Below are 21,027 nucleotides of genomic sequence, written 5' to 3'. Positions count from 1 at the left end.
CATGAGCAGACCTGTGTATTTTGAACCGGAGGAGAGCGTGGCTTATCACAGTGGTGAAGACGTTATGCACGCCCTGATGAGCATTGCAGGAAGGTATATTGGAGCCAATCCTCCGCATCCCCCGGTCTACAGAGTGAGTAGGCCAGGACTTGTACGCAAGTCCGATGATCACCGCTATGATTTTCCATTGGAGGAACTATTCCCCGACATGCAGAGAGGACAACAGGTCTATGCATGGGCCAAACTGTGGAGTAACAGTGATCAGGAATTTGTTTTTCATATCACCTGCTTCGGACCTGTTAGGCTATATCATAATGGCGTGCTGATCTATGGTTCTGCACCTGAAGAGGAATATCCAGCGATTCCTGTTCTGAAACTGAAATGTGGGCTGGTCAGAGGCTGGAATCATTTCGTTCTTGAATTCAAATCAGGCGAAAATGGGATAGGTGGGCAGTTTGGCACTGGTTCCCGGAAGAACAAACCACTTCACTTCATTGTGCCTTCGCTCGAACGAGATGGGGAAGAAGGCTGGCTCTACAGCGAGCCGTTGGATTTTCCGTTGTCGGAAATTCCTTCTGGCCCCATGCGAGAGAAGGCCACTGGCGTTAACTGGTTGCCTCGGGAGGAAGCCCCCGAGAAGGCATCGCCTTATGGACAGTTGGCACGGATGTATGGACTGACCAGTGGCATGTCTGCATATGCATGGACGAAGATAAGTGGTACGAAATGTGGCAAGGAGACTGTGCTAATCTCTGGTGAGGCTTACAGCCCGATTGAATTCTCGGTGGAGGGCAAGGTGGTATTCCATCAAGAGCAGGCCGGACGCTTTCGCTTCGAACTGCCATTGTCTGCTGCCGTGCAAGATCTGACAGCGAACTGTGTATGTGGAGACCGGGATTGGGGATTCCGTATGGACACAACTACAGATGAGATGTTGACACCCGCACTGGATGTGAAAGGGCACAGAGGCAAGTGGCTGTACCTGGGTTCTTTTCAAGCGGAACAGGAGATTGATCTGGCTTCCTGCCAGAAGATGAAGCGGACTGCTCGTAGCGGAACAGGTGAAAACGTATACTGGCGAACAGAGTTGCCAGACGGAGAGGTACGTCCATTTCTGGAAAATGAATGGTACGGCCGATGGAACTATCCCCTTGGCGTCACGTTATACGGATTGCTTCAGCTTGGCAAAGCGGGTCAACGATCGGATATTCGAGATTACGTGCTGAATCACATTGAATTTGCCTCTTCACGTTTCAGCTACTCCTTATGGGACAGAGAGCGTTATGGTGCAGCTGGGCTGAATAATCAGCTCTCCCATATCGACAGCCTGGACGACTGTGGATCTTTCGGCGCCACCATGCTGCTTGCCGATCGGGTACGCAAGTTGGACGGCGTTTCAGAGACGGCAGCTCATATCGCTGACTATATTTTGCATCAACAGTCCCGTCTGGAAGATGGCACTTTATACCGCAAGATTGGTGTCTCCAGATCAATGGATAACACGATGTGGTGTGATGATCTGTATATGAGCATCCCGTTCCTGTGTAGATACGCCGAATGGTCGGGTGACGATAAGCTGCTGGATGAAGCGGCAAGACAGGTTCTTTTGTATAAAAAGTATCTGTATATTCCAGAGCGTCAAATCATGTCCCATGTATTCGATGTGGAGCGAGGTGAGCCAACACGGACCCCGTGGGGCCGAGGCAACGGCTGGGTGTTGTTCTCCATATCGGAGCTGCTGACGGCCCTTCCTCAAGAGCATCCATCCTATACAGTTCTCATTCAGTTCTACAGGGAATTGTGTGAAGGGTACTTGGCATTGCAGGGCAGAAACGGACTGTGGCATCAGGTATTAACGGACCCGGAGTCGTATGAGGAAACATCCTGTACCTCCATGTTCATCTATGCGTATGCCCGAGGGGTGCGAAAGGGCTGGCTTTTGGATCCGAAACCCTATGCTCAAGCGGCGTATCAAGGGTGGAAGGGGCTTTCGGAGCGCACAATTGATAAAAGAGGCAATGTATACGGCGTATGTCGTGGCTCCAGTTACTCCTTCACGAATCACTATTACAAGCATGAACTGGGTTGGAATCTGAATGATACCCATGGGATCGGCATTGTACTTCTTGCTGGGCTTGAAACTATTTCCATGCAAGAATGGCAGACAAACACGCCGGTTTTCGCTACGGAAAGGGTCGGAACACCGGAGAAATTGGAGAAATCATCTTTTTAGAGGGAGAAAATAGGCTGTTGGACCGGGTCGTATTGGGCATATGGGAACGGTATAATATCGGTATATTGCATATGAGGTGGGATAATTGTGACCCTTTCCTTCTTGAAGTGGCTAAAATTCAATGTCACCAATACCCAGACCCGGCTGCTGCTGATTCTGACTGTTGTTGTCTTCATGATTATTATTGCGGTGGGGATGACGACGTATTATTCTTCCAAATCGGTGTTACAGCAGGAATTAAGTGAGCCGCAACACCAGATGCTGCGTATCAGCATGAATGATATTGATGAAGTGATCCGGGAAAGTGATCAGATTGCGGTGAAAATTGCACTGAACAGTAATGTATACCGATTTCTCACCAATGAAGTACAGGGATCATACCGCAATATTACGGAACTGGTACAATTTCTGGAAACCTTAATCAGTAGTACGTCCTTTATTAAGAGCGCTTACATTTTTGATATGAATCGGGAGAGCGTTGTTGCCTTCCCACAAGGCTACAGCTCCAGCAAGGTTAATTTCCCGGATTCGGATTGGGTTAGCGTTGCCGATGAACTTGAAGAGCGTCCCATGCTGGTCAAACAACGTGAGATTTCCACATCTTCTGGTGCGTCCATGCCGCAAATTACACTTTACCGAAAAATAATGATCGCTGGCGAGTTGAAAGGGATTATCGCAGTTAATTTCAAGACAGAGAAGATGTTCGAGCACATGCTGCTCTCATCCGTCTCCGACCTTGACAGCCATCGGTTCATCCTCGACACCAACAACCAGCCTTTATATGATCTCGGCAATTATGCCGTCGGAGAGGAAGCGGTCAATCATGTACTCACCCAATTGGATGGTGAAAAGCTTGGTGAGTTTAAACATGAAGGTAAGCGTTTACTGGCTTCACAGACCATTTCACCATACACCGGATGGCGCTATCTGTCCGTGATATCACAAGACAGTCTCCTGGCTAATGCACAGAAGATCCGCAATATTGTTTTTATCGTATCTTTGTTGGCTCTTGTAGCAGGAGCAGTTACGATCACAGTTTACAATGCAGCTGCTTTTAGACCGGTAAGACGCATGAGACAACTGCTCAGCGGATACGACCAGGAGAGAATCCATCCGGAGCAGATTGATCTGGAGAAAATAACGGGTGAACTGCTAACGGATCATGCTCAGCAGGCCATCCATCTCAGGCAGACCCTTCCGGAAGCTTCATCCAAATTTCTGACGGATATCTATAACGGACATATGACAGGAGGTCGGGAAATTGGCGAGAAATGGTGCCGTTATTTCAAGGATTGGAGCGATGAGCCACTCTCTATTGCCATGTTGTCGATTGACAATTATATGGCCTGGTGTGAGCGCTTTACGAAGTCAGATCACTCCCTGCTGAAATTTGCCATTGGTAATATCATAGCTGAACTGTTGTCTGGACAATGGCGGGTGTTATCAGCCGATCTGGGCAGAGACCGGATGCTCGTGATGCTGCAACCGATTCATTCTGGCGGTAGCAAGAGCGTATCGACAGCAATACGAGAGACGATTGGCATGATTCCTCGCTTGCTCAAGTTTCAGGTGTCGAGCGGCGTAAGCGGGGGGCACGACGGATTCATGCGACTTCAGCGAACCATGCATGAGGCGGAGAGTGCGCTGGATTACAGATTCTACCGGGGGTATGAACGAGTTATTTCGTTTGACGAGATCTCGGGTCTGCAACCGACCGAGAACACATTGGAAGAACATGAATTCATGACTCAACTGACGGAGACCGTCGAAGCAGGTAGGGGTGAAGAAGCCCTGAGGACTTTTGACAAGATAATCGTTAGAATGACGCACGAGCAATGGCATCCGTCATCAGCGTTGGCCTTTCTTGAAGCTGTTGCAGCTACACTTGAACGTATTCGCCTGAAGCGCGAGACAGAAGGCTGTGGATTCGAAATGGTGGATATGCGGACCATGCATCTGGAGGCTGTCTGTGAAGTGCTGCGAAGCCAGATCGAAGGTTTGGCTGATTGGTTCGGTAGTCTTATGCTCAGCAAGGATTTCATACTGTGTCAACAGATGATTGCATTTATGAACAACCACCTGGAAGACCCGGTAAGCATTCAGGAGATTGCCGAGCATGCCGGGATCGGAAGCAGTTTGGCAAGCCAGTTGTTCAAGCAGGAAATGGGCGATACCATCCACGGATATTTCACTAAACTTCGGATGGAACGTGCCTGTGAACTATTGCTGGATACGGATTACAGAATTTCCGAGATCGCAACGATGGTGGGTTATCAGCATGAGAACAGCTTTATTCGTGTATATCGAAAATACAAAGACATTACACCGGGAAAGTACAGAGAAATAATGCGAAGCCGCAGGGGTGTACTACGGGAATCTTGACCCATACTTGAACCCATAGAATGACAAGGAGGCAGAGCCATAGATGGATCGACAATCGGTCGTCACCAGGAATCATCCGGTATTAACGGAGCTTGAGCCGAGATCACCTTTATCAGTAGGTAATGGAGAATTTGCATTCAGTGCTGATTTTACGGGACTTCAGACGTATCCAGATCTGTATGAAATACCTCTCGGTACACAATCCAACTGGGGTTGGCATTATACGGGCGGTCATCATGTATTCGGAGATGAGGATATTGTCTATCAGGCATTTGAGACATATGGCCGCAAAGTGCCATACCCCATGAAGCCCGAAGACAAGGAAGAAGCCTATCACTGGCTTAGGCAGAACCCGCATCGACTTCAGCTTGGACGCATTTCATTTCGTTTGCTAGGAGAAGATGGTCAGGAGACGGACGTCACCCATGTCGTCCCGGTACGTCAGGAATTGAATCTGTGGACCGGAATTCTGTACAGTGAATTTACCGTGCAGGGGGAAGAAGTGCGTGTAGAGACAGCCTGTGACCCACGGCTCGATTGTATCGCCATTCGTGTACAATCCGAATTAATCCGTATGCAGCGTCTGCAGCTGTTTGTTGTATTTCCATCCCCTGATATGACACACCGGAGCTGGTCAAAATCAGTATTCCCCGACTGGAAGCAACATGACAGACATTCTACTGTGCTGACATCGGTCACTTCGGCTTCCGCATCATTGAAACGTGTGCTGGATGAAGATGAGTATGCATTGGAATGGATCTGGGACGCAGGCCAACTGGAACAGACGGGAACTCACGAATTCACACTTTCTCCCAAGGCCGTACCAGACTCGGACATCTGGTCGTGCAGTGTATCTTTTGCTGCACATAAGCCCGAAACCTTGCCAGCAGATACAGTGTTGCGATCAAGCTCGGTCCACTGGAATCAGTTCTGGAATGATGGCGGAGTGATTGATTTTGAAGGCAGTTCGGATCCGCGTGCAGCCGAACTGGAGCGCAGAGTGGTCCTATCCCAGTTCCTGAGCGCGGTGCACAGCGGTGGTTCCCTGCCGCCGCAGGAGACCGGATATATGTATAACAGCTGGTTCGGCAAAATGCATCTGGAGATGCATTGGTGGCATGCAGCGCATTTTCCGCTCTGGAATCGGACCGATCTGTTGTGCAAGAGTATGGACTGGTACCTGACTATCCTGCCAGAAGCACACGAACTGGCACGCTCCCAAGGTTATGTCGGTGCGCGATGGCCCAAAATGGTGGGTTATAACGGGCATCAGACTCCGTCGCCAGTAGCTCCGGGATTGATCTGGCAGCAACCACATCCCATGGCACTAGCTGAGATGTGTTATCTGTCCCGGCCTGACCCTGCTATGTTAACAAGGTATAAGGATATCGTATTTGAAGCGGCTGAATTTATGGTGTCCTATGCCCATTGGGATGGGAAAAGGCAAGCGTATCTGCTAGGTCCGCCGCTTATCCCGGCGCAGGAGAATCACGCCATGACCAATAGTTTGAATCCGCCCTATGAACTGGAGTACTGGAAATTCGGTTTGGAGATAGCCATCCTGTGGGCAGAGCGTTTGAATCATCCAGCCAATCCAGACTGGCGAAGAGTGGCTTCGCACATGGCTAAACCTCGACATGAGAACGGAGTTTATCTCGCACACGAGAATTGTCCGGACACTTACACGGATAAAAACCATGATCATCCCTCGATGGTTGGAGCACTTGGACTATTGCCAGGTTCATTAATCGATCCGGAGATCATGAGAAATACGTTGCTCAAGGTCAAGGAATGCTGGGACTGGGAATCCGCCTGGGGTTGGGATTTTCCAATGTGCGCGATGACCGCAGCCAGATTGAATGAACCAGAGCTTGCAGTGGATTTCCTGATGATGGATGCCACGAAGAACACGTATCTGCCCAATGGACACAACTATCAGAGAGCAGGGTTGTGGGCATATCTTCCCGGGAACGGCGGTCTCCTAACCGCTGTCGCCATGATGGCCGCTGGCTGGACAGGGGCAGGAGAACAAGCGAATCCGGGATTTCCACGGGATGGAAGCTGGACTGTGAAGTGGGAAGGTCTTCATCCTTTGATGTAATCATCAGAACGTTAAACCCCGAATGAACGGTACAGATGGCATAATCCATCAGAAGGAGGATTTCGATATGGTTGGAACTTCGACAAAGGCTGTGACACAGGAACGCAGAATGTCTGTCAAAATAGCAGATACCTTGCTTTCCGAATGCCAGAATGGCAATCATCCCAAGATTGCAGGCAAATGGGGCTATGTGGGCGGGATGACGTTGATGGCATTAGAACGCGCCGCCGAATGGAATCAAGAATCTCGCTATGCGGAACTTGTCCAGCGTCACATGGATGACCTCATCGAGAATGACGGTACCATTCGGACCTACCAGTTGAATGATTACAACCTGGACATGATCAATGAAGGCAAAAATCTGTTCAGCCAGTGGAAGAAATCAGGCAATGACAAATATGCTAAGGCGATTCAGCACCTCGTTGACCAGCTTAAAGGACAGCCACGGACAAGTGAAGGTGGATTCTGGCATAAGAAAATATATCCGTTTCAGATGTGGCTGGATGGCATTTATATGTCTTCACCCTTTCTGGCGGAATATGCGAGCACCTTCGATCATCCCGAGAGCTTCGATGAAGTGGCACGACAGATTTTGTTGATCGAGCGAAAGACCCGTAATCCGCTTAATGGCCTACTCCACCATGCCTGGGATGAGAGCAGGGAACAATGCTGGTGCGCTCAAGATACTGGTCGATCCGTTCATGTTTGGGGCCGGGCCATGGGATGGTATGCAATGGCCGTTGTGGATGCACTGGAGCACTTTCCCGTGGATCACCCACAGCGCGGACAGATTATGGGCATATTTGAACGAATGGCATACGCGATTGCTCATGTTCAGGATCATGATAGTGGACTCTGGTACCAAGTGATGGATCAGAACGGAAGAGCGGGCAATTATCTGGAAGCCTCTGCTTCCTGTATGCTGACCTATGCACTCGCAAAAGGCATCCGGTTACATTATCTGGCTGAACTGGACCGTGAAGTCGTTGATCATGCCTATGCAGGAATATTGAAGCGGTTGGTCACTGAAGATGAAAAAGGGGTGCACTTGCACCACATCTGTCACGGTGCCGGACTCGGTGGGAAGAAGTATCGAGACGGTTCTTATGAATATTACATCAGTGAACAGGTCGTTAGCGATGTGCAGATGGGCGTAGCCCCATTCTTGCTAGCCAGTATTGAGATGGAGAGACTTGGGGCGGAAGAAGCGTGAACCAACACAAGGACCAGACAGACACTACAGGCATTCGGCCGGACAGGAACAAGCTGTTGATGAAATATCCCTCTTCTTGGTGGCAAGGGATGTGGCGAGAAGCGCTACCTTCCGGAAACGGTAAACTTGGTGCTTCAGTGCAAGGCGGAATTCAGGCGGAAACTGTGCTCTTGCAGCACAGTGAATTATGGCATTGGGGGCGCAAAGATGAACTGCCCGATGTCAGTCATACCTTATCAGAAACCCGTAAGTTAATGGATGAGGAACGATATTTGGAAGCAAGCTGGCATCTGACCCGTACACTGCAAGCAGAAGGTTACGCGTCCAGGCTGTCCTCCCGATATCCACTGGCTACAATGACGGTGGAAATGAAGTGTAATAACGCTTTTCGCAAATATCGGCGGGAACTGGATATGGACACAGGGGAAGTTCAGGTGCGCTGGCAGGACGGAAGTGACAACTATACAAGAAGTCTGTTCGTCTCGCGTGCAGACGATTGTATTGTCTATGAGATCCAGACTCATAGAGTGAAAGATGGAGCAAGTGCGCAGGGAACAGATTCGGCTGAGCATTCATTGCTGTCGGGGACGATAGGCCTACAATTCCCGCAGGGTGACCGGGTGAGAGAAGACGATGAGTTCAACGTACTAAAGTCGTCTATAACGATAAGAATCGATCGGGATCATAGTGGAGACTACCTGTGCTATGGCGGACAAAATGACGATGGACAGGACTACGGAGCGGTGCTGCGACTGATCCAATTGAACGAAATCCCTGGTGCGAGTCATGATCAACAAAAGGAAAGCGAATCTAACGAAGACATGCTTAGCAGGCAACTTCATTTCCATACCTCTGGAAAAGTGCTTGTGCTTGTTAAAATGTTTGCTACGGGCAGACGAGCGCAGGAATGGACACGGTTGAAGCAGGAACTCGCATCGCTTGAGAGCGACTACAATACGTTGCTGGATCGGCATATCTCACTGCATCAACCGTTGTTTCGGTCCGCTGAGCTAGATCTGGATGATGAAACGGATGACGGGCGCTGTAATGAAGACTTGCTTCTGGAAGCCTATGAAGGTGAAGCACCTACAGGGTTCGTGCGCAAAATGTGGGCCTATGGTCGATATCTATTTATCAGCGGAACCACTGAACATAGCGGATTGCCATTTGGATTATACGGCTTGTGGGGTGGAGATTATCGCTTGATCTGGGGCCACAATATGGCGAATGAGAATGTACAAATGATGTATTGGCACACTGACGTAGGTGGTTTATCCAATCTGAATCGTTCGTTGTTCCGCTATTACAACGGATTAATGGATGACTTTCGGGACAATGCTCGCAAGTTATATGGCTGCCGAGGGATTTACATTCCCGCTGGAACAACACCGGGTATCGGGGTGCCTAACCAGATTGTTCCCGTAATCATGAATTGGACGGGAGCAGCAGGATGGATCGCCAGACATTATTATGCACATTATCAGTTCACTGGGGATAAGCAGTTTCTGCTGGAGGAAGCCTTGCCCTTCATGAAGGAGGCCCTTCAGTTCTATGAAGATTTTCTGGTGCTGGGTGAAGAAGGAAAATACAAGATATACCCGTCTGTTTCGCCAGAGAATACACCTGAGAATTTTATGCCTAAGCATGGACAGCCACTCGCCCATCCTATGCCTACAGCCATTAATGCCACCATGGACATTGCTATTATTAAAGAACTGTTACAACATGTCATTGCAGCCAGCCGGCTAGCCGGTGTGCATACGACTAAGGTTCCCTGTTGGGAAGCCATGCTGGATCGTATACCCGATTACCTTCTTCAAGCAGAGGGAGCTGTGAAAGAATGGCTGCATCCTGCGTTTGAAGATCGACGTGATCATCGTCATCTCTCGCACCTGTATCCTGTATTTCCAGGACAGGAGGTCACCCGTGAGGAACAACCAGAACTGTTTCAGGCTTTCGAGACAGCAGTTGATCAGCGAAGGCTTGGTGCTCAGAGTGGTTGGTCTCTTGCACATATGTCGTCCATATATGCTCGACTTGGCAATGGTGAGCGGGCGCTGGAAAGTCTCGATATTCTTGCGCGCTCCTGTGTACTGAGTAATGGGTATACCTTGCATAACGACTGGCGCAATATGGGAATATGTATGTCCATGCCCGCAGCTCCGATTCAGCTGGATGCCAATATGGGCTGGGTTAATGCAGTACAGGAAATGCTGCTCTATGTGTCAGAACATCGCATCAAGCTGCTACCGGCATTGCCAGAACGGTGGGCACAAGGTTCCATTCGTGACTGGTGCATACCAGGAGGTAGAATGTCCTGTACATGGAATCGGAGCACGGGTTTCTTCCGGGCAGAACTTGTCGCGGACCGGCGGATCAATACGAAGCTTCATATTCCTGAATGGGTGAAAGGATGCGAGATGCTCAGCAGAAGTGCCTGCTTATGTGAACTTGATGAGAATGGCATCTATGAGCTTAAAATTGAAGCTGGAGGGGAACTAGTGCTGGAACAGACAGCAACTGGACAGGTGCAGTAAAAAAGTCCCCATTAGGGGGCTTTTTTACGTAGGAATTATAAGTTGCTTCGAATACTTTCCTAGTACTGAACAGTTTGAAGAATACTTTGGTACTGTAAAAAAAGCAGCAGCATTCAAAGACTTATTTTCCAGTCTGAGATTGCTGCTGTTATGGTTAGAGAATGAATAATTAACTGGACTTTGAATCACCTGCGGTTCGATTGGCCTTCACATATTTGAGCTGAGCAACGATGATGACGCTGATGATGACCAGCAGGAACCACGAACTGATCTTACTAAAGCTAACCAGCTGCCATGCATCATGCTGATCTGGATATTTCCAGGCATTGAAGAATGTAGCGATATTCTCGGCAGTCCAGATGAAGAAACCGACAATGATAAAAGCGAGCGATAACGGCATTCGATAGGTCGTTGCTCGTACCCGGTAGATAATCCAGGTTTTCCAGAAGACAATAAATACAAGCGCCGTCAGCCACCAGCGAAAATCGGGAATAAAATGATGGGTGAAAAAGTTGATATAGATCGCTGCTCCGAGCAGAACGGAAGGTGCAAAACCAGGCCATCCGGTCATGTCCATTCGCAATCTTCGCCACACCTGACACATAAAACTGGCTACACTTGCATACATGAATCCACTATAAAGAGGGACGCCCAGGATTTTGGTGTAAGCTGCCTCAGGGTAAGACCAAGATCCCATCCATACTTTATAGATTTCCAGCACCAGGCCAATGATGTGAAATACACAGATGACCTTGATCTCATCCCGGGTCTCCAAGCCGCTTCGATACATCAGGTACTGGACACCAAGCAGTACAAGCAGAATGGCATCATATCGATGAAGGAAAGGGATCGGAATTACGCTGGATAGGGCCAGTGTTCCAAAGATCGCTACGGGAAATATGCAGCTCATCGCCTGGTGATAGCCGAAATGAAGTAGTTGTATTAGAGATTTCAAGTCGAGTTTAACTCCTTTCATAACACGTTTGAGCACAATTTAATGATATGATTTAAGGGTGTTCATCATGGGCGTTTTTTTGCCTACACTCCATAATATAGAGATCATCGATGAATAAAAAGAGAAAAAAACACGCTGATCTGTTCTTGTTTTCAAATGTAAAACGAACCCTCTTCATTGATAATGATTTTCAATTAGATTAAAATAAGAGAATAAAACATGTCATCATGTCTTGCACAATGTGAGGCATGCGACTACCAGGAGGAATTAATATGTTGATTCAAACTCGAAGCATCATTGTCAAAAAGGGAAATAGCGATAAGGTTGTGGAACGTTTCAGTGGGCCAACTCCGGTTGTGGACATGCCCGGTCTGATTGATTTCAGTGTCATGGTTAACAAGAAAAATGCAGAGAACGAAGAAGTGATGGTCATCATACGCTGGGAATCAGAAGAAGCATGGAAGAACTGGGAGAAAAGTGATGTACATATCAAAGGCCATCGTGAGAAAAGAACACAGGAGAAACCTGATTATCTGATAAGCACAACTGTAAATATGTATCAGGTACAGACGGTGAAGACAGGCAGCGGCAGTTCAGAACAAGGACTATAGGGAGTCCATCCCAGAGTTTGCCCGATTCCAATAGAAGGCTCTATGAGCAGGTGGCATGGTCCTTCCATGTATATTCTCTCGTGGTTATGTTAAAATGAAATTCGTACAATTACATTAGACAAGGAGGCCGCCATGCAACCGATAAAACCTCAAGATATTCAGCTCCGGATCAATAATCTTGCTGATCAGGACTTATACGTACATCTAGAACTCACGTCAGGTGCTTACGCACAACACATGGACAGTACAAGACATCCAGCATCGGCATTCATTACCAATGCGGCCATACGATATACGCAGGGTTCCATCTCAGGTACAGGTCCTTACCGGGTTGGTCTGAAAACAACTCAAGGTTGGATCTACGCCGAAGGCCTTACACACATTGATGAGCAGGAAGAAGAAAGACTGATTCTAGCTGGTCACGACAGCCAAGGCAAGCTGGTTGTGGCGTTACAACTGAGTCGGGAGATGTTCTGATGAAAGCGGAGGACGGAATAACCATGAATACTACACATAACGAGCAAGAGCATGAGCGCATCTTGGTGGTATATCCACATCCAGATGATGAAGCTTTCTCTGTATCGGGAACGTTAGCCAAATACATAGATGGCGGTGCCCATGTAACCTATGCTTGTCTAACACTTGGCGAGATGGGGCGCAACATGGGGATTCCTCCATTTGCCAACAGAGTGACGTTGCCTGCCATCCGTAAACAGGAACTCATCGAAGCTTCTGAAGCGATTGGGATTCAGGACCTGAGGATGCTGGGTTTCCACGATAAAATGCTGGAGTTCGAAGACCCACAGTTACTGGAAGACACCGTCATGTCGCTACTTAAAGAGTTGAACCCTACGCTGGTCATTACGTTCTATCCAGGGTACAGTGTTCATCCCGATCATGATGCAACAGGAGCCGCTGTTATACGTACCATTACTCAACTTCCTGTGGCTGAGCGACCAGTGGTTCACTGCGTTGCGTTCGCTAATAATCAGGAACAGTACATTGGCAAACCAGATGTATTCGTTGACGTATCCGAATTTTTGGACCGGAAAATGGCGTCCATTCGTGCCCATCGTTCACAATTCCAGGCAGCAGAGCTTGTAGGGAATCGTGAGCTGAATGATGAAGAAATCAAGAAACGTTTTGGTAGAGAAACATTTTGGACCTATCCATTTGAATAATATAATTGCTTAGAAGTCGCCTATATGGCGGCTTTTTTTTGGTTTACATCACAATATCGACACATAAATGGGGCGTCTATAGCCTAATTGAGCTATATGGAAAAAATATCATTTTAAGTACACTGTGATCAGGATTGTGATAACGCTTCATTTTTAGATTGGCTTCAATGGATGAGGAACATGGAGAGTTGATTTTGAGTGAAATGGAGGGATGGTGTGTACAACCAACGTATATTTTGGATTAACGTAAGACTCGTTGAATACATTGCCACAGCAATAAGCGACTATAACAAGAAGCCAGAATTGCGCGTGAAGGTTCATGGGTAATCCTTCGACAGGGCTAGATGAATTCGGCGTTTGCATCAAAAGCAGGGTTTGGGGTTTAGTTTTTCTGATAGGTATGATGATGCTTCTACTGTCTCTTCCGCACGGTGCGATCATGGCCTCCTCTGGACATCGTGATCTCATTCCCCTTCAACCTATAATTGACCGTGCTGACACTGGAGATATTATTCAGCTTGAAGCAGGTCGTTATTCGGGCCCTGCGATCATTGATAAGAGCATTACCATTCAGGGTGATTCTACGGTCATCGTAATGAATACGGAGGCCACCTCTACGATAACCATTCGTTCGGATGGGGTGAAGTTGAGTGGGTTTACGATTGAACATGATGCGAATGAAGCGACCGCAGCGATTCAGGTGGAAGGAAAAAACAGTAAGATCACCGATCTGCTTATTCAGACCCAGGGCTTCGGGATGATGATCCGGAATTCGAGCCAGGCGACGATTCAGCGGAACAACATTACTTGGATCGGGGCGGATGCTGCTTCCAGTAGCCAGAAGGGTAATGGCATCGATCTGTACAACTCGCATGACAGCTACATTGAAGCCAATGAGATTACCGGCATGAGAGATGGAATCTATCTGGAGAACAGTCGCAAGTCTACGGTGCAAAATAACAGGCTGTTACATACAAGGTACGGCATTCATTGTATGTACATTGACGGCTCTTCTGTCATGGACAATACCGGAGAGGAGAATATGACAGGTGCCATGATCATGGGCGTCAAGAATACGGTTATATCGGGGAATTCTTTTCGCAAACAGAGTACCAATGTTCATTCCCAAGGAATTCTGTTGTATGACGTACATCAATCCTCTGTTCACAACAATGTAGTGGAAGGTAATCGTGTCGGCATGAATATTGCAGAATCCTCAGGCAATGAGATCCGTGGCAATGCGGTGCTTCGGAATTTTGTTGGAATCCAGCTGGTCCTGGCAGAAGCTAATGAGTTTACACGTAACCGACTGGTTTCTAACGTCATTGAGGCTTCCGCACTGGATAGCCCGAATAATGTCATGATGGAGAACTACTGGGACTCTTTTCAGGGACTCGACCTGAATCAGGATGGAATCAGTGAAATTTCCTATGCCATCAATCCTTTTTATGAGCAACTGGTCAGTCGAAATTCAGCGTATCAGCTCTTTTTTCAATCGCCGGGTATGATCTTTCTGAGTGACTTGTTTACGGAAGGTAGAGATCAATGGACTACCGACAAGTCGCCACGAATGAGCATGGATACAGAATCTGATCTGCACATGTCAGTGGAAAGGGCAACAGGTTCGAATATGGTGTGGGTGTTCGGGCTAGTTCTGTTGGGGCTGGCAACTTTTATAATCATCTATATGGGGGTATTACGAAAATGAACAAAAGCTTGAGAAGATGGACAACGGTCATGGTACTTATGTTTGGCATTGTACTGTTAACAGCTTGCGGACCAAAATACGCGGCATTGCCGATCAACGAAGACGTGGATATCTGCGTGATATGTAAAATGCAGGTGAAGGATGATGCGTATGCAACGCAGCTCACAACCAAAGACGGCCAAAATTACAAGTTCGATGATATCGGCTGCATGAACCAGTGGAAAACAGAAAATGGCACAGATAACATCGGTATGGACTATGTACGTGATTATAATGACAAGGAATGGATTGAATACAGCAAAGCCACATATGTATACGACGCTTCATTACGTACGCCTATGGCCTATGGCATTCTTAACTTTAAGGACAAGCCCTCGGCTGAAGCTTTCATTGCAGAGCAAGGTGTGGGAACCATTATGACCGCTGAGGATCTTGCCTCTCATGACTGGAAACAAAATACAGAGAATATGGACATGATGGGTGAGCACGGACATGGTGAGCAAGGACATGGTGAATGACAATAGAAAATGGTGATCAATGATGTCAGATATGATACAGATTGCAAGGCGAGAAGTGAAAATGGGATTTCGCAATCCTTGGGCGTATTCGTTTCTGATCCTGTTTTGCACCTTTAGCTTAAGCTTGTTACTTCTGAATTCACAAAATCTGGTTGAAGGATATTCGGGCACCACAGGTTCCATGTTGAATCTCATTCTCTACCTTTTGCCATTAATGACACTGTTTCTGGGGTCCTTCTCATTAACTTCCGAAAAAGAAGACGGCAGCTGGCAATTGCTGTCCACGTATCCCATCGGCACGATGTCCTTTATTGTTGGGAAGTATCTCGGGCTCTCGGTTGTCTTGATAACCATTGTTGCATTTGGATACGGCCTGATGGGGGGAATTAGCGGCTTGATCGGGAATCCACTGGATGCCGTGACATACCTTCTCTTTCTGGCATTTTCCTGTGGACTGGTGTTGTTGTTCCTGACGCTGGCTCTATTTATCGGTTCGTTGTCGCACAATCGGTGGCAGGCGTTGACGATCTCCGTGACCGTATGGTTTTTCGCAGTCATTGGGTGGCCAACATTATTGCTTTCTGTGCTGGGACTGATGCCTTATCTGTGGGTAAAACCGCTGCTGGTTATACTAACGCTCATCAATCCGGCCGAGCTGGTGCGCTTGTATGTAGTGATCAAACTTGGAGGTGGCTCCATTCTGGGACCAGAATATTATCGATGGGTGGAGTGGGTGCAGCAACCCAGTGGCAGTTGGATCTTCATCGGGATATGCCTGTTCTGGATTACCTGCTCTGTTCTGGCGGTATACGCGATCTGGGAGAGGGGGCGTTCTCATGGATAAGGTGGAACTCGAAGTGATGGAATTGTGCAAATCCATTAAAAAGCAACCCATTGTTGAGAATATCTCCTTTCGCATAACTTCAGGCCAAGTGCTTGCCCTCTGTGGAGGGAATGGCGCAGGGAAGAGCACGGTGCTGCGTATGATTGCGGGAATTCTTCGGCCTACCTCCGGTGAGGTTGTAGTGAACAATGTGCGATGGTTGAAGGAGCGCAAGCGTTATTCGCAGCAGATTGGATATATGCCGGACGATTATCAATTTAACCAAGGACTGAGTGCGGAGGAAATGCTTCTGTTCTGGGCTTCTCTGAGGAAAGTTCCCAAGGCGAGGGTAGAGGAAGTACTTAACATGGTAGGGTTGCAGGAACAAAAGAACAAGCGGGTTACCACCTTCTCGAAAGGCATGCGCCAACGTGTGTTATTCGCTCAGGCTGTGCTGTCGAAACCTCCACTGCTCATCATGGATGAGCCAACGAATGGATTGGACCCATTCTGGATGCAAGAATTAGCTCAGCTGCTCAAGGGAATCAAGCAGGATGGTCATATGGTCGTGTTCTCGACCCATCAGCTGGAGATCGCAGACGATATTGCGGATCAGGTGATATTCATGAATCATGGACGTAATGTTGGAGAGGGCTCCACTCACGACTTTCGTAATCAATTCGGTTCGCTCCATGCAGCATTCCATCAAAGTCTCGGCTTAAAGTGAAGGTGAGTTTATTGCAGAAGAAGAGTTTTAAAAGCAGACGTACACTTACAATTTTGATTGGTTTGATCGCATTGCTCACAGGTGCATGGGCCATTTCCCAAAATGTATCGACACCCGAGTCTGGGCGAGGCAACGCTATTGAAGCAGGTGCAAAAGCCCCTGAGTTCACAGCGGTTAATTCAGCAGGCGAACAAGTCAGACTGTCGGATTATCGTGGCAAAGCCGTCATGATTAACTTTTGGGCTTCATGGTGCACACCTTGTGTAAGGGAGATGCCGCTCGTTCACCAGATCGCTCAAGACTATCAGAACGATGTGGAGACGCTGTTTGTTAACGTGGGGGAATCGAAGGGCACGATCCGTGAGTTTATGGATAAGCAGGCGTTTGATTTTCCGGTGATCATTGATGTGACGGGCAACATTTCAGGCATGTATCGTATTACGGGTTTGCCCGCAACGATGGTAATTGATAGGGATGGGGAGTTCCGTCACATACTGCTTGGCGAACTGACTGAGGATATCCCGTTGCAGCAATGGCTGGAAGAGAGTATCTAATCGTAAGAGTTGGAATGATGATCAAAAGGGCGGGGATGTCGGAGTTGCCCATGTTACAAGTGAAATGGATGTATGTTAAAGTAACCACAAAAGTAACCACATAAAAAGCCGGACACCCAATTAACGAAGGGGCGTCCGGCTTTACTTTTGAAGCTATGCTACTTCACAGCCGATTACAATACAGCAACTGAAGCATGATTGGTGCGAGCGATTCTGGTTGCGTCAACCATGTTGCGCAGAGAAGCAACCGTTTCTTCCTGTCCACGGGTTTTCAATCCGCAGTCCGGGTTAATCCAGAACAGCTTCGGATCAAGAACACGCAGAGCGCGTTCAATCATGCTGCTCATTTCATCCACACTTGGAACACGTGGACTATGAATATCATATACGCCAAGACCGATACCGAGCTCATACGTATTTTCTTCAAAGCTGTGAATCAGTTCACCGTGACTACGGGATGTCTCAATGGAGATAACATCAGCATCCATGGCTTCAATGGAATCAATCATGTCATGGAATTCGCAATAGCACATATGTGTATGGATTTGAGTCGTTTCGTGCACTGTGCACGTGGAGATGCGGAATGCTTTAACAGCCCAAGCCAGGTAATCGGCTTGTTCATTTTCCTTCAGTGGAAGCCCTTCGCGAACAGCCGGCTCGTCAACCTGGATCATGCCGATACCTGCCTGTTCAAGTGCTTCAACTTCCTGTCTCAGTGCATACGCCAATTGATAGGCGATCTGCTCACGAGCAATGTCTTCGCGTACGAATGACCAGTTCATGATGGTAATCGGGCCAGTCAGCATGCCTTTGACAGGGCGCTCTGTTTGCGATTGGGCATATTTCGTTTCTTCCACCGTCATTTCTCCCGTAAATGCAACATCGCCGAAGATAATAGGTGGTTTCACGCAACGTGAACCATACGATTGTACCCAGCCAAACTGTGTAAAGGCAAAACCGGCAAGTTTCTCGCCAAAGAATTCAACCATGTCGGTACGCTCAAACTCACCATGCACCAACACGTCAATTCCGATCTCTTCCTGAATCTTAATCCAGATATCAATCTGCTCCCGGATGAAGGCGGCATACTGTTCGTTGTTCAACTCACCCTTGCGCCACAACTGACGTGCTTTTCTGACTTCAGCAGATTGCGGGAAACTACCAATCGTTGTCGTTGGGAAGAGTGGCAATTGCCATTTGACCTGTTGAGCTTCATGACGCTCTGCAAAAGGGCGGGAGCGCTCCGGCTGTTGAACACTGATGGAAGCAACGGCTTGCTGAACAGCGGTGCGGTTCCGATCTTCGGATTGCTGAAGCGCCTGAAGGGTAAGCTCTGCTTCATCTATTTTAGCGGTAAGCTCTGCACTTGGTGAAGATAAAGCTGTAGTCAAAAGAACAATTTCATCCAGCTTTTCATCTGCAAACGCAAGAGCATTTTTCAGTTCGGATGTAAGTTTTGTCTCCCGTTCTGTCGTTACTGGCACATGCAGCAGGCTGCAGGATGATTGCACGATAATACGTTCAGGTGTCACGACTTCGGCCAATTCATTCAGCAGTTTCAGTTTTCCTTGAAGGGAAGCTTTCCAGATTCCACGCCCATCAATAATACCTGCTCCCAATACTTTGTCCGCTGGGAAACCGGATGTCCGAATGGCTTGGCTGTTGCCAGAGAGTCCATGTACAAAATCAAGTCCTACACCTTGAACTGGCAGTGCAACAATCTCGTTGTAGTTTTCAACAGATTCAAAGTACGTTTGCAGCATAATATTCAGGCCTGGAACGGCTGCTGCAAATGTCTCATATATTTTATTCAGACGCTGTACATCCTCATCGCTTAATTTGGTTACCAGAATAGGCTCGTCGATCTGCACCCACTGAACGCCCTCGCTTGCAAGTTCTTGAAGCAATTGAGTGTAAAGTGGTAGCAAGCGGTCCAGCCAAGCGTCTGTCTCGGATTTATCATAGCCTTTGGAGAGTTTCAGGAAGGTTAGCGGTCCAACGATTACCGGTTTGCCTTCAATACCGAGTTTTTCTTTTGCTTCACGATAAGCGAGAAGGGGTTTGTTCTCGGTGAGAGTTGGGGAAGCCCCGTCCAGTTCAGGTACAATGTAGTGATAGTTAGTGTTGAACCATTTCGTCATTTCGCTTGCTGCGGCATCTTTCGTTCCCCGGGCAATGCCATAATATACGGACAACGGAACGGAGCCACCATCATAAGCAAATCGTTTGGGAATAATGCCGAACATCACGGCTGTATCCAGGATATGATCATAATAACTGAAATCATTCACCGGAATGAGGTCGATGCCTTTCGCTTGCTGCTTGCGCAAATGATCGATACGGATCTCCTGCAAACGTGCATGAAATTCATTTTCCTCCAGCTTCCCTGCCCAGAACGCTTCCAACGCTTTCTTCCATTCCCGATCAGCACCAATACGCGGATATCCCAATACACTACTTTTCGTCATCGCTTAAAACCCCTCTGCTTTTATGTTACACAAAATTTATCACAGATCAGGAGTTATAACGTAATTCCATTAAATTATACCTAGTTATAGCCTGAGGCTATATCGGAAAGAATCTTTTTAGCATGGAGTATAGAACTTGAAGAACTCATTACGTTTGAAATAGACCCCACTAATGTTACAATGGTTAACTATGTTCATACGAATGATTGAAAGGAAGGCGGTACTTGTGAATCTGTATCATATCCAGTCGTCCGTGTATGGAGTCAACAGAGTAAAGTCCTTTTTGGAAGAACATTTTATTGGTATCGCTTGGTCAGGTACGGGGGATCTGGAGCATACGCCTCCGGAGTTATGGAAGGAAAAGTTGGTCGAGCATTATGGTTTTGATGAGTGGGAATTGGCGAACACACTTGCGACACTACATATGTTTGTTAACCTCATGCAGGATGGAGATTATGTCTTAATTAATGATGATGAGTGGACGTACGTGGGAGATATCGGGGATTATTATTACGACGATTCCGCTGGTACTGAAGAAGACTTGATCTGCCATCGTCGCGGAGTTACATGGTTGGGGCGTATTCCACTTGCTGAGTTAAATGACAAAGTGCAAGCATTGCAAAAGGACTCATCCATTCTTGCGAAGTTTGATTATCCGGTTTCACTAGCAGAACTGGATCGCGGACTTGCAGTCACCGCAGCATCGGGTGCAGTTATTCCTCCCCCAGTCGAGCTAGATGAAGCCACGATTCAAGCCGCTCTCCATGTGCTCAGAGAAGCGTTACACAGTGAAGAGGAAGAGCTGCGAATTCGTGCGGCTACAGCCATTTTGCAGTATGCCAAACCATAGAACTATGCATAATGATAGAGAATTGTAGTGGCATATACAGGAATTATTCGCGCAACAGCAAATTCAAATATTATAAACCCTTAACTATATAAATTGAACTAAACATTTACACAAAACGAAGAGGACAGAAAGAACCTGAAGAAGCGGAGCGTTCGCCTACAAGCTT

Annotated in this window: 16 protein-coding genes; 14 read left to right on the top strand and 2 right to left on the bottom strand. The window is 47.7% G+C overall.

Annotation, left to right across the window (positions count from 1 at the left end; genetic code table 11):
* Position 1 precedes the first annotated feature (1 nt).
* From FS628_RS00440 to FS628_RS00420, 5 genes are all read left to right on the top strand, one after another.
* Positions 2-2,233, top strand: a complete 2,232-nt coding sequence (locus FS628_RS00440; RefSeq protein WP_145317493.1) for a glycoside hydrolase family 88/105 protein — start codon at positions 2-4, stop codon at positions 2,231-2,233.
* Between the two features lie 87 nt (positions 2,234-2,320).
* Positions 2,321-4,615, top strand: a complete 2,295-nt coding sequence (locus tag FS628_RS00435) for an AraC family transcriptional regulator (protein ID WP_145317490.1) — start codon at positions 2,321-2,323, stop codon at positions 4,613-4,615.
* Positions 4,616-4,658: 43 nt separating this feature from the next.
* Entirely contained in the window at positions 4,659-6,716 is a 2,058-nt protein-coding gene (locus FS628_RS00430) for a glycoside hydrolase family 65 (RefSeq protein WP_145317487.1), read from the top strand.
* Positions 6,717-6,783: 67 nt separating this feature from the next.
* A complete protein-coding gene (locus FS628_RS00425) occupies positions 6,784-7,929 on the top strand; it encodes a glycoside hydrolase family 88/105 protein (RefSeq protein WP_260870887.1) in 1,146 nt (381 codons plus the stop codon).
* Complete coding sequence (locus FS628_RS00420; RefSeq protein WP_313958495.1) at positions 7,926-10,466, top strand: glycosyl hydrolase family 95 catalytic domain-containing protein; 2,541 nt, start codon at positions 7,926-7,928, stop codon at positions 10,464-10,466. Before FS628_RS00425 ends, FS628_RS00420 begins: the two co-directional genes overlap by 4 nt.
* A 169-nt stretch (positions 10,467-10,635) precedes the next feature.
* On the opposite strand, the gene FS628_RS00415 is transcribed toward FS628_RS00420, so the two are convergent.
* The gene (locus FS628_RS00415) at positions 10,636-11,421 is read right to left on the bottom strand and encodes a DUF817 domain-containing protein (RefSeq protein WP_145317484.1); all 786 of its coding nucleotides are present in this window, start codon (positions 11,419-11,421) and stop codon (positions 10,636-10,638) included.
* A 272-nt stretch (positions 11,422-11,693) separates the two neighbouring features.
* Here FS628_RS00415 and FS628_RS00410 point away from each other — a divergent pair, with 272 nt between their 5' ends.
* The 8 genes from FS628_RS00410 (at position 11,694) to FS628_RS00375 (ending at position 17,543) form a co-directional block, all read left to right on the top strand.
* Positions 11,694-12,032 carry an antibiotic biosynthesis monooxygenase gene (locus tag FS628_RS00410; RefSeq protein ID WP_145317481.1) on the top strand — a complete coding sequence of 113 codons (339 nt, stop codon included), beginning with the start codon at positions 11,694-11,696 and terminating at the stop codon, positions 12,030-12,032.
* Between the two features lie 132 nt (positions 12,033-12,164).
* Positions 12,165-12,509 (top strand): YojF family protein, encoded by a 345-nt coding sequence (locus FS628_RS00405; protein WP_145317477.1) that lies wholly within the window; start codon positions 12,165-12,167, stop codon positions 12,507-12,509.
* A gap of 23 nt (positions 12,510-12,532) precedes the next feature.
* Positions 12,533-13,213 carry a bacillithiol biosynthesis deacetylase BshB2 gene (gene bshB2 / locus FS628_RS00400; protein ID WP_145317474.1) on the top strand — a complete coding sequence of 227 codons (681 nt, stop codon included), beginning with the start codon at positions 12,533-12,535 and terminating at the stop codon, positions 13,211-13,213.
* A gap of 400 nt (positions 13,214-13,613) precedes the next feature.
* Complete coding sequence (locus FS628_RS00395) at positions 13,614-14,921, top strand: right-handed parallel beta-helix repeat-containing protein (protein ID WP_260870886.1); 1,308 nt, start codon at positions 13,614-13,616, stop codon at positions 14,919-14,921.
* A complete protein-coding gene (locus FS628_RS00390) occupies positions 14,918-15,439 on the top strand; it encodes a nitrous oxide reductase accessory protein NosL (protein WP_145317470.1) in 522 nt (173 codons plus the stop codon). Before FS628_RS00395 ends, FS628_RS00390 begins: the two co-directional genes overlap by 4 nt.
* Before the next feature lie 22 nt (positions 15,440-15,461).
* On the top strand, positions 15,462-16,283 hold the full coding sequence (locus FS628_RS00385) for an ABC transporter permease (RefSeq protein WP_145317467.1): 822 nt from the start codon (positions 15,462-15,464) through the stop codon (positions 16,281-16,283).
* Positions 16,276-16,989, top strand: coding sequence for a heme ABC exporter ATP-binding protein CcmA (gene ccmA / locus FS628_RS00380; protein WP_145317464.1), 714 nt, complete (start codon positions 16,276-16,278; stop codon positions 16,987-16,989). The genes FS628_RS00385 and ccmA overlap by 8 nt, the downstream gene beginning before the upstream one ends.
* Positions 16,990-17,000: 11 nt before the next feature.
* Positions 17,001-17,543: a TlpA family protein disulfide reductase gene (locus FS628_RS00375; protein WP_145317460.1), complete on the top strand. Its 543-nt coding sequence runs from the start codon at positions 17,001-17,003 to the stop codon at positions 17,541-17,543.
* Positions 17,544-17,716: 173 nt separating this feature from the next.
* Here the strand turns inward: FS628_RS00375 and metE are convergent, their stop codons facing one another.
* Positions 17,717-20,011, bottom strand: coding sequence for a 5-methyltetrahydropteroyltriglutamate--homocysteine S-methyltransferase (gene metE / locus FS628_RS00370; protein ID WP_145317456.1), 2,295 nt, complete (start codon positions 20,009-20,011; stop codon positions 17,717-17,719).
* Between the two features lie 202 nt (positions 20,012-20,213).
* Between metE and FS628_RS00365 the strand changes: the two genes are divergently transcribed.
* The gene (locus FS628_RS00365; RefSeq protein WP_222125161.1) at positions 20,214-20,861 is read left to right on the top strand and encodes a hypothetical protein; all 648 of its coding nucleotides are present in this window, start codon (positions 20,214-20,216) and stop codon (positions 20,859-20,861) included.
* Positions 20,862-21,027 lie beyond the last annotated feature (166 nt).

The sequence above is a fragment of the Paenibacillus xylanexedens genome, assembly GCF_007676705.1.
GTDB lineage: Bacteria > Bacillota > Bacilli > Paenibacillales > Paenibacillaceae > Paenibacillus > Paenibacillus xylanexedens_C.
The sequence above is the reverse complement of the archived record's forward strand: the minus strand, read 5'-3'. Positions and strand labels throughout refer to the sequence as shown.

Coding starts and splice junctions, on each gene's coding strand:
- FS628_RS00440 (WP_145317493.1), top strand. CDS start 2: ATGAGCAGACCTGTGTATTTTGAACCGGAGGAGAGCGTGGCTTATCAC.
- FS628_RS00430 (WP_145317487.1), top strand. CDS start 4,659: ATGGATCGACAATCGGTCGTCACCAGGAATCATCCGGTATTAACGGAG.
- FS628_RS00425 (WP_260870887.1), top strand. CDS start 6,784: ATGGTTGGAACTTCGACAAAGGCTGTGACACAGGAACGCAGAATGTCT.
- FS628_RS00410 (WP_145317481.1), top strand. CDS start 11,694: ATGTTGATTCAAACTCGAAGCATCATTGTCAAAAAGGGAAATAGCGAT.
- FS628_RS00405 (WP_145317477.1), top strand. CDS start 12,165: ATGCAACCGATAAAACCTCAAGATATTCAGCTCCGGATCAATAATCTT.
- bshB2 (WP_145317474.1), top strand. CDS start 12,533: ATGAATACTACACATAACGAGCAAGAGCATGAGCGCATCTTGGTGGTA.
- FS628_RS00395 (WP_260870886.1), top strand. CDS start 13,614: ATGATGATGCTTCTACTGTCTCTTCCGCACGGTGCGATCATGGCCTCC.
- FS628_RS00390 (WP_145317470.1), top strand. CDS start 14,918: ATGAACAAAAGCTTGAGAAGATGGACAACGGTCATGGTACTTATGTTT.
- FS628_RS00385 (WP_145317467.1), top strand. CDS start 15,462: ATGTCAGATATGATACAGATTGCAAGGCGAGAAGTGAAAATGGGATTT.
- ccmA (WP_145317464.1), top strand. CDS start 16,276: ATGGATAAGGTGGAACTCGAAGTGATGGAATTGTGCAAATCCATTAAA.
- metE (WP_145317456.1), bottom strand. CDS start 20,011: ATGACGAAAAGTAGTGTATTGGGATATCCGCGTATTGGTGCTGATCGG.
- FS628_RS00365 (WP_222125161.1), top strand. CDS start 20,214: ATGATTGAAAGGAAGGCGGTACTTGTGAATCTGTATCATATCCAGTCG.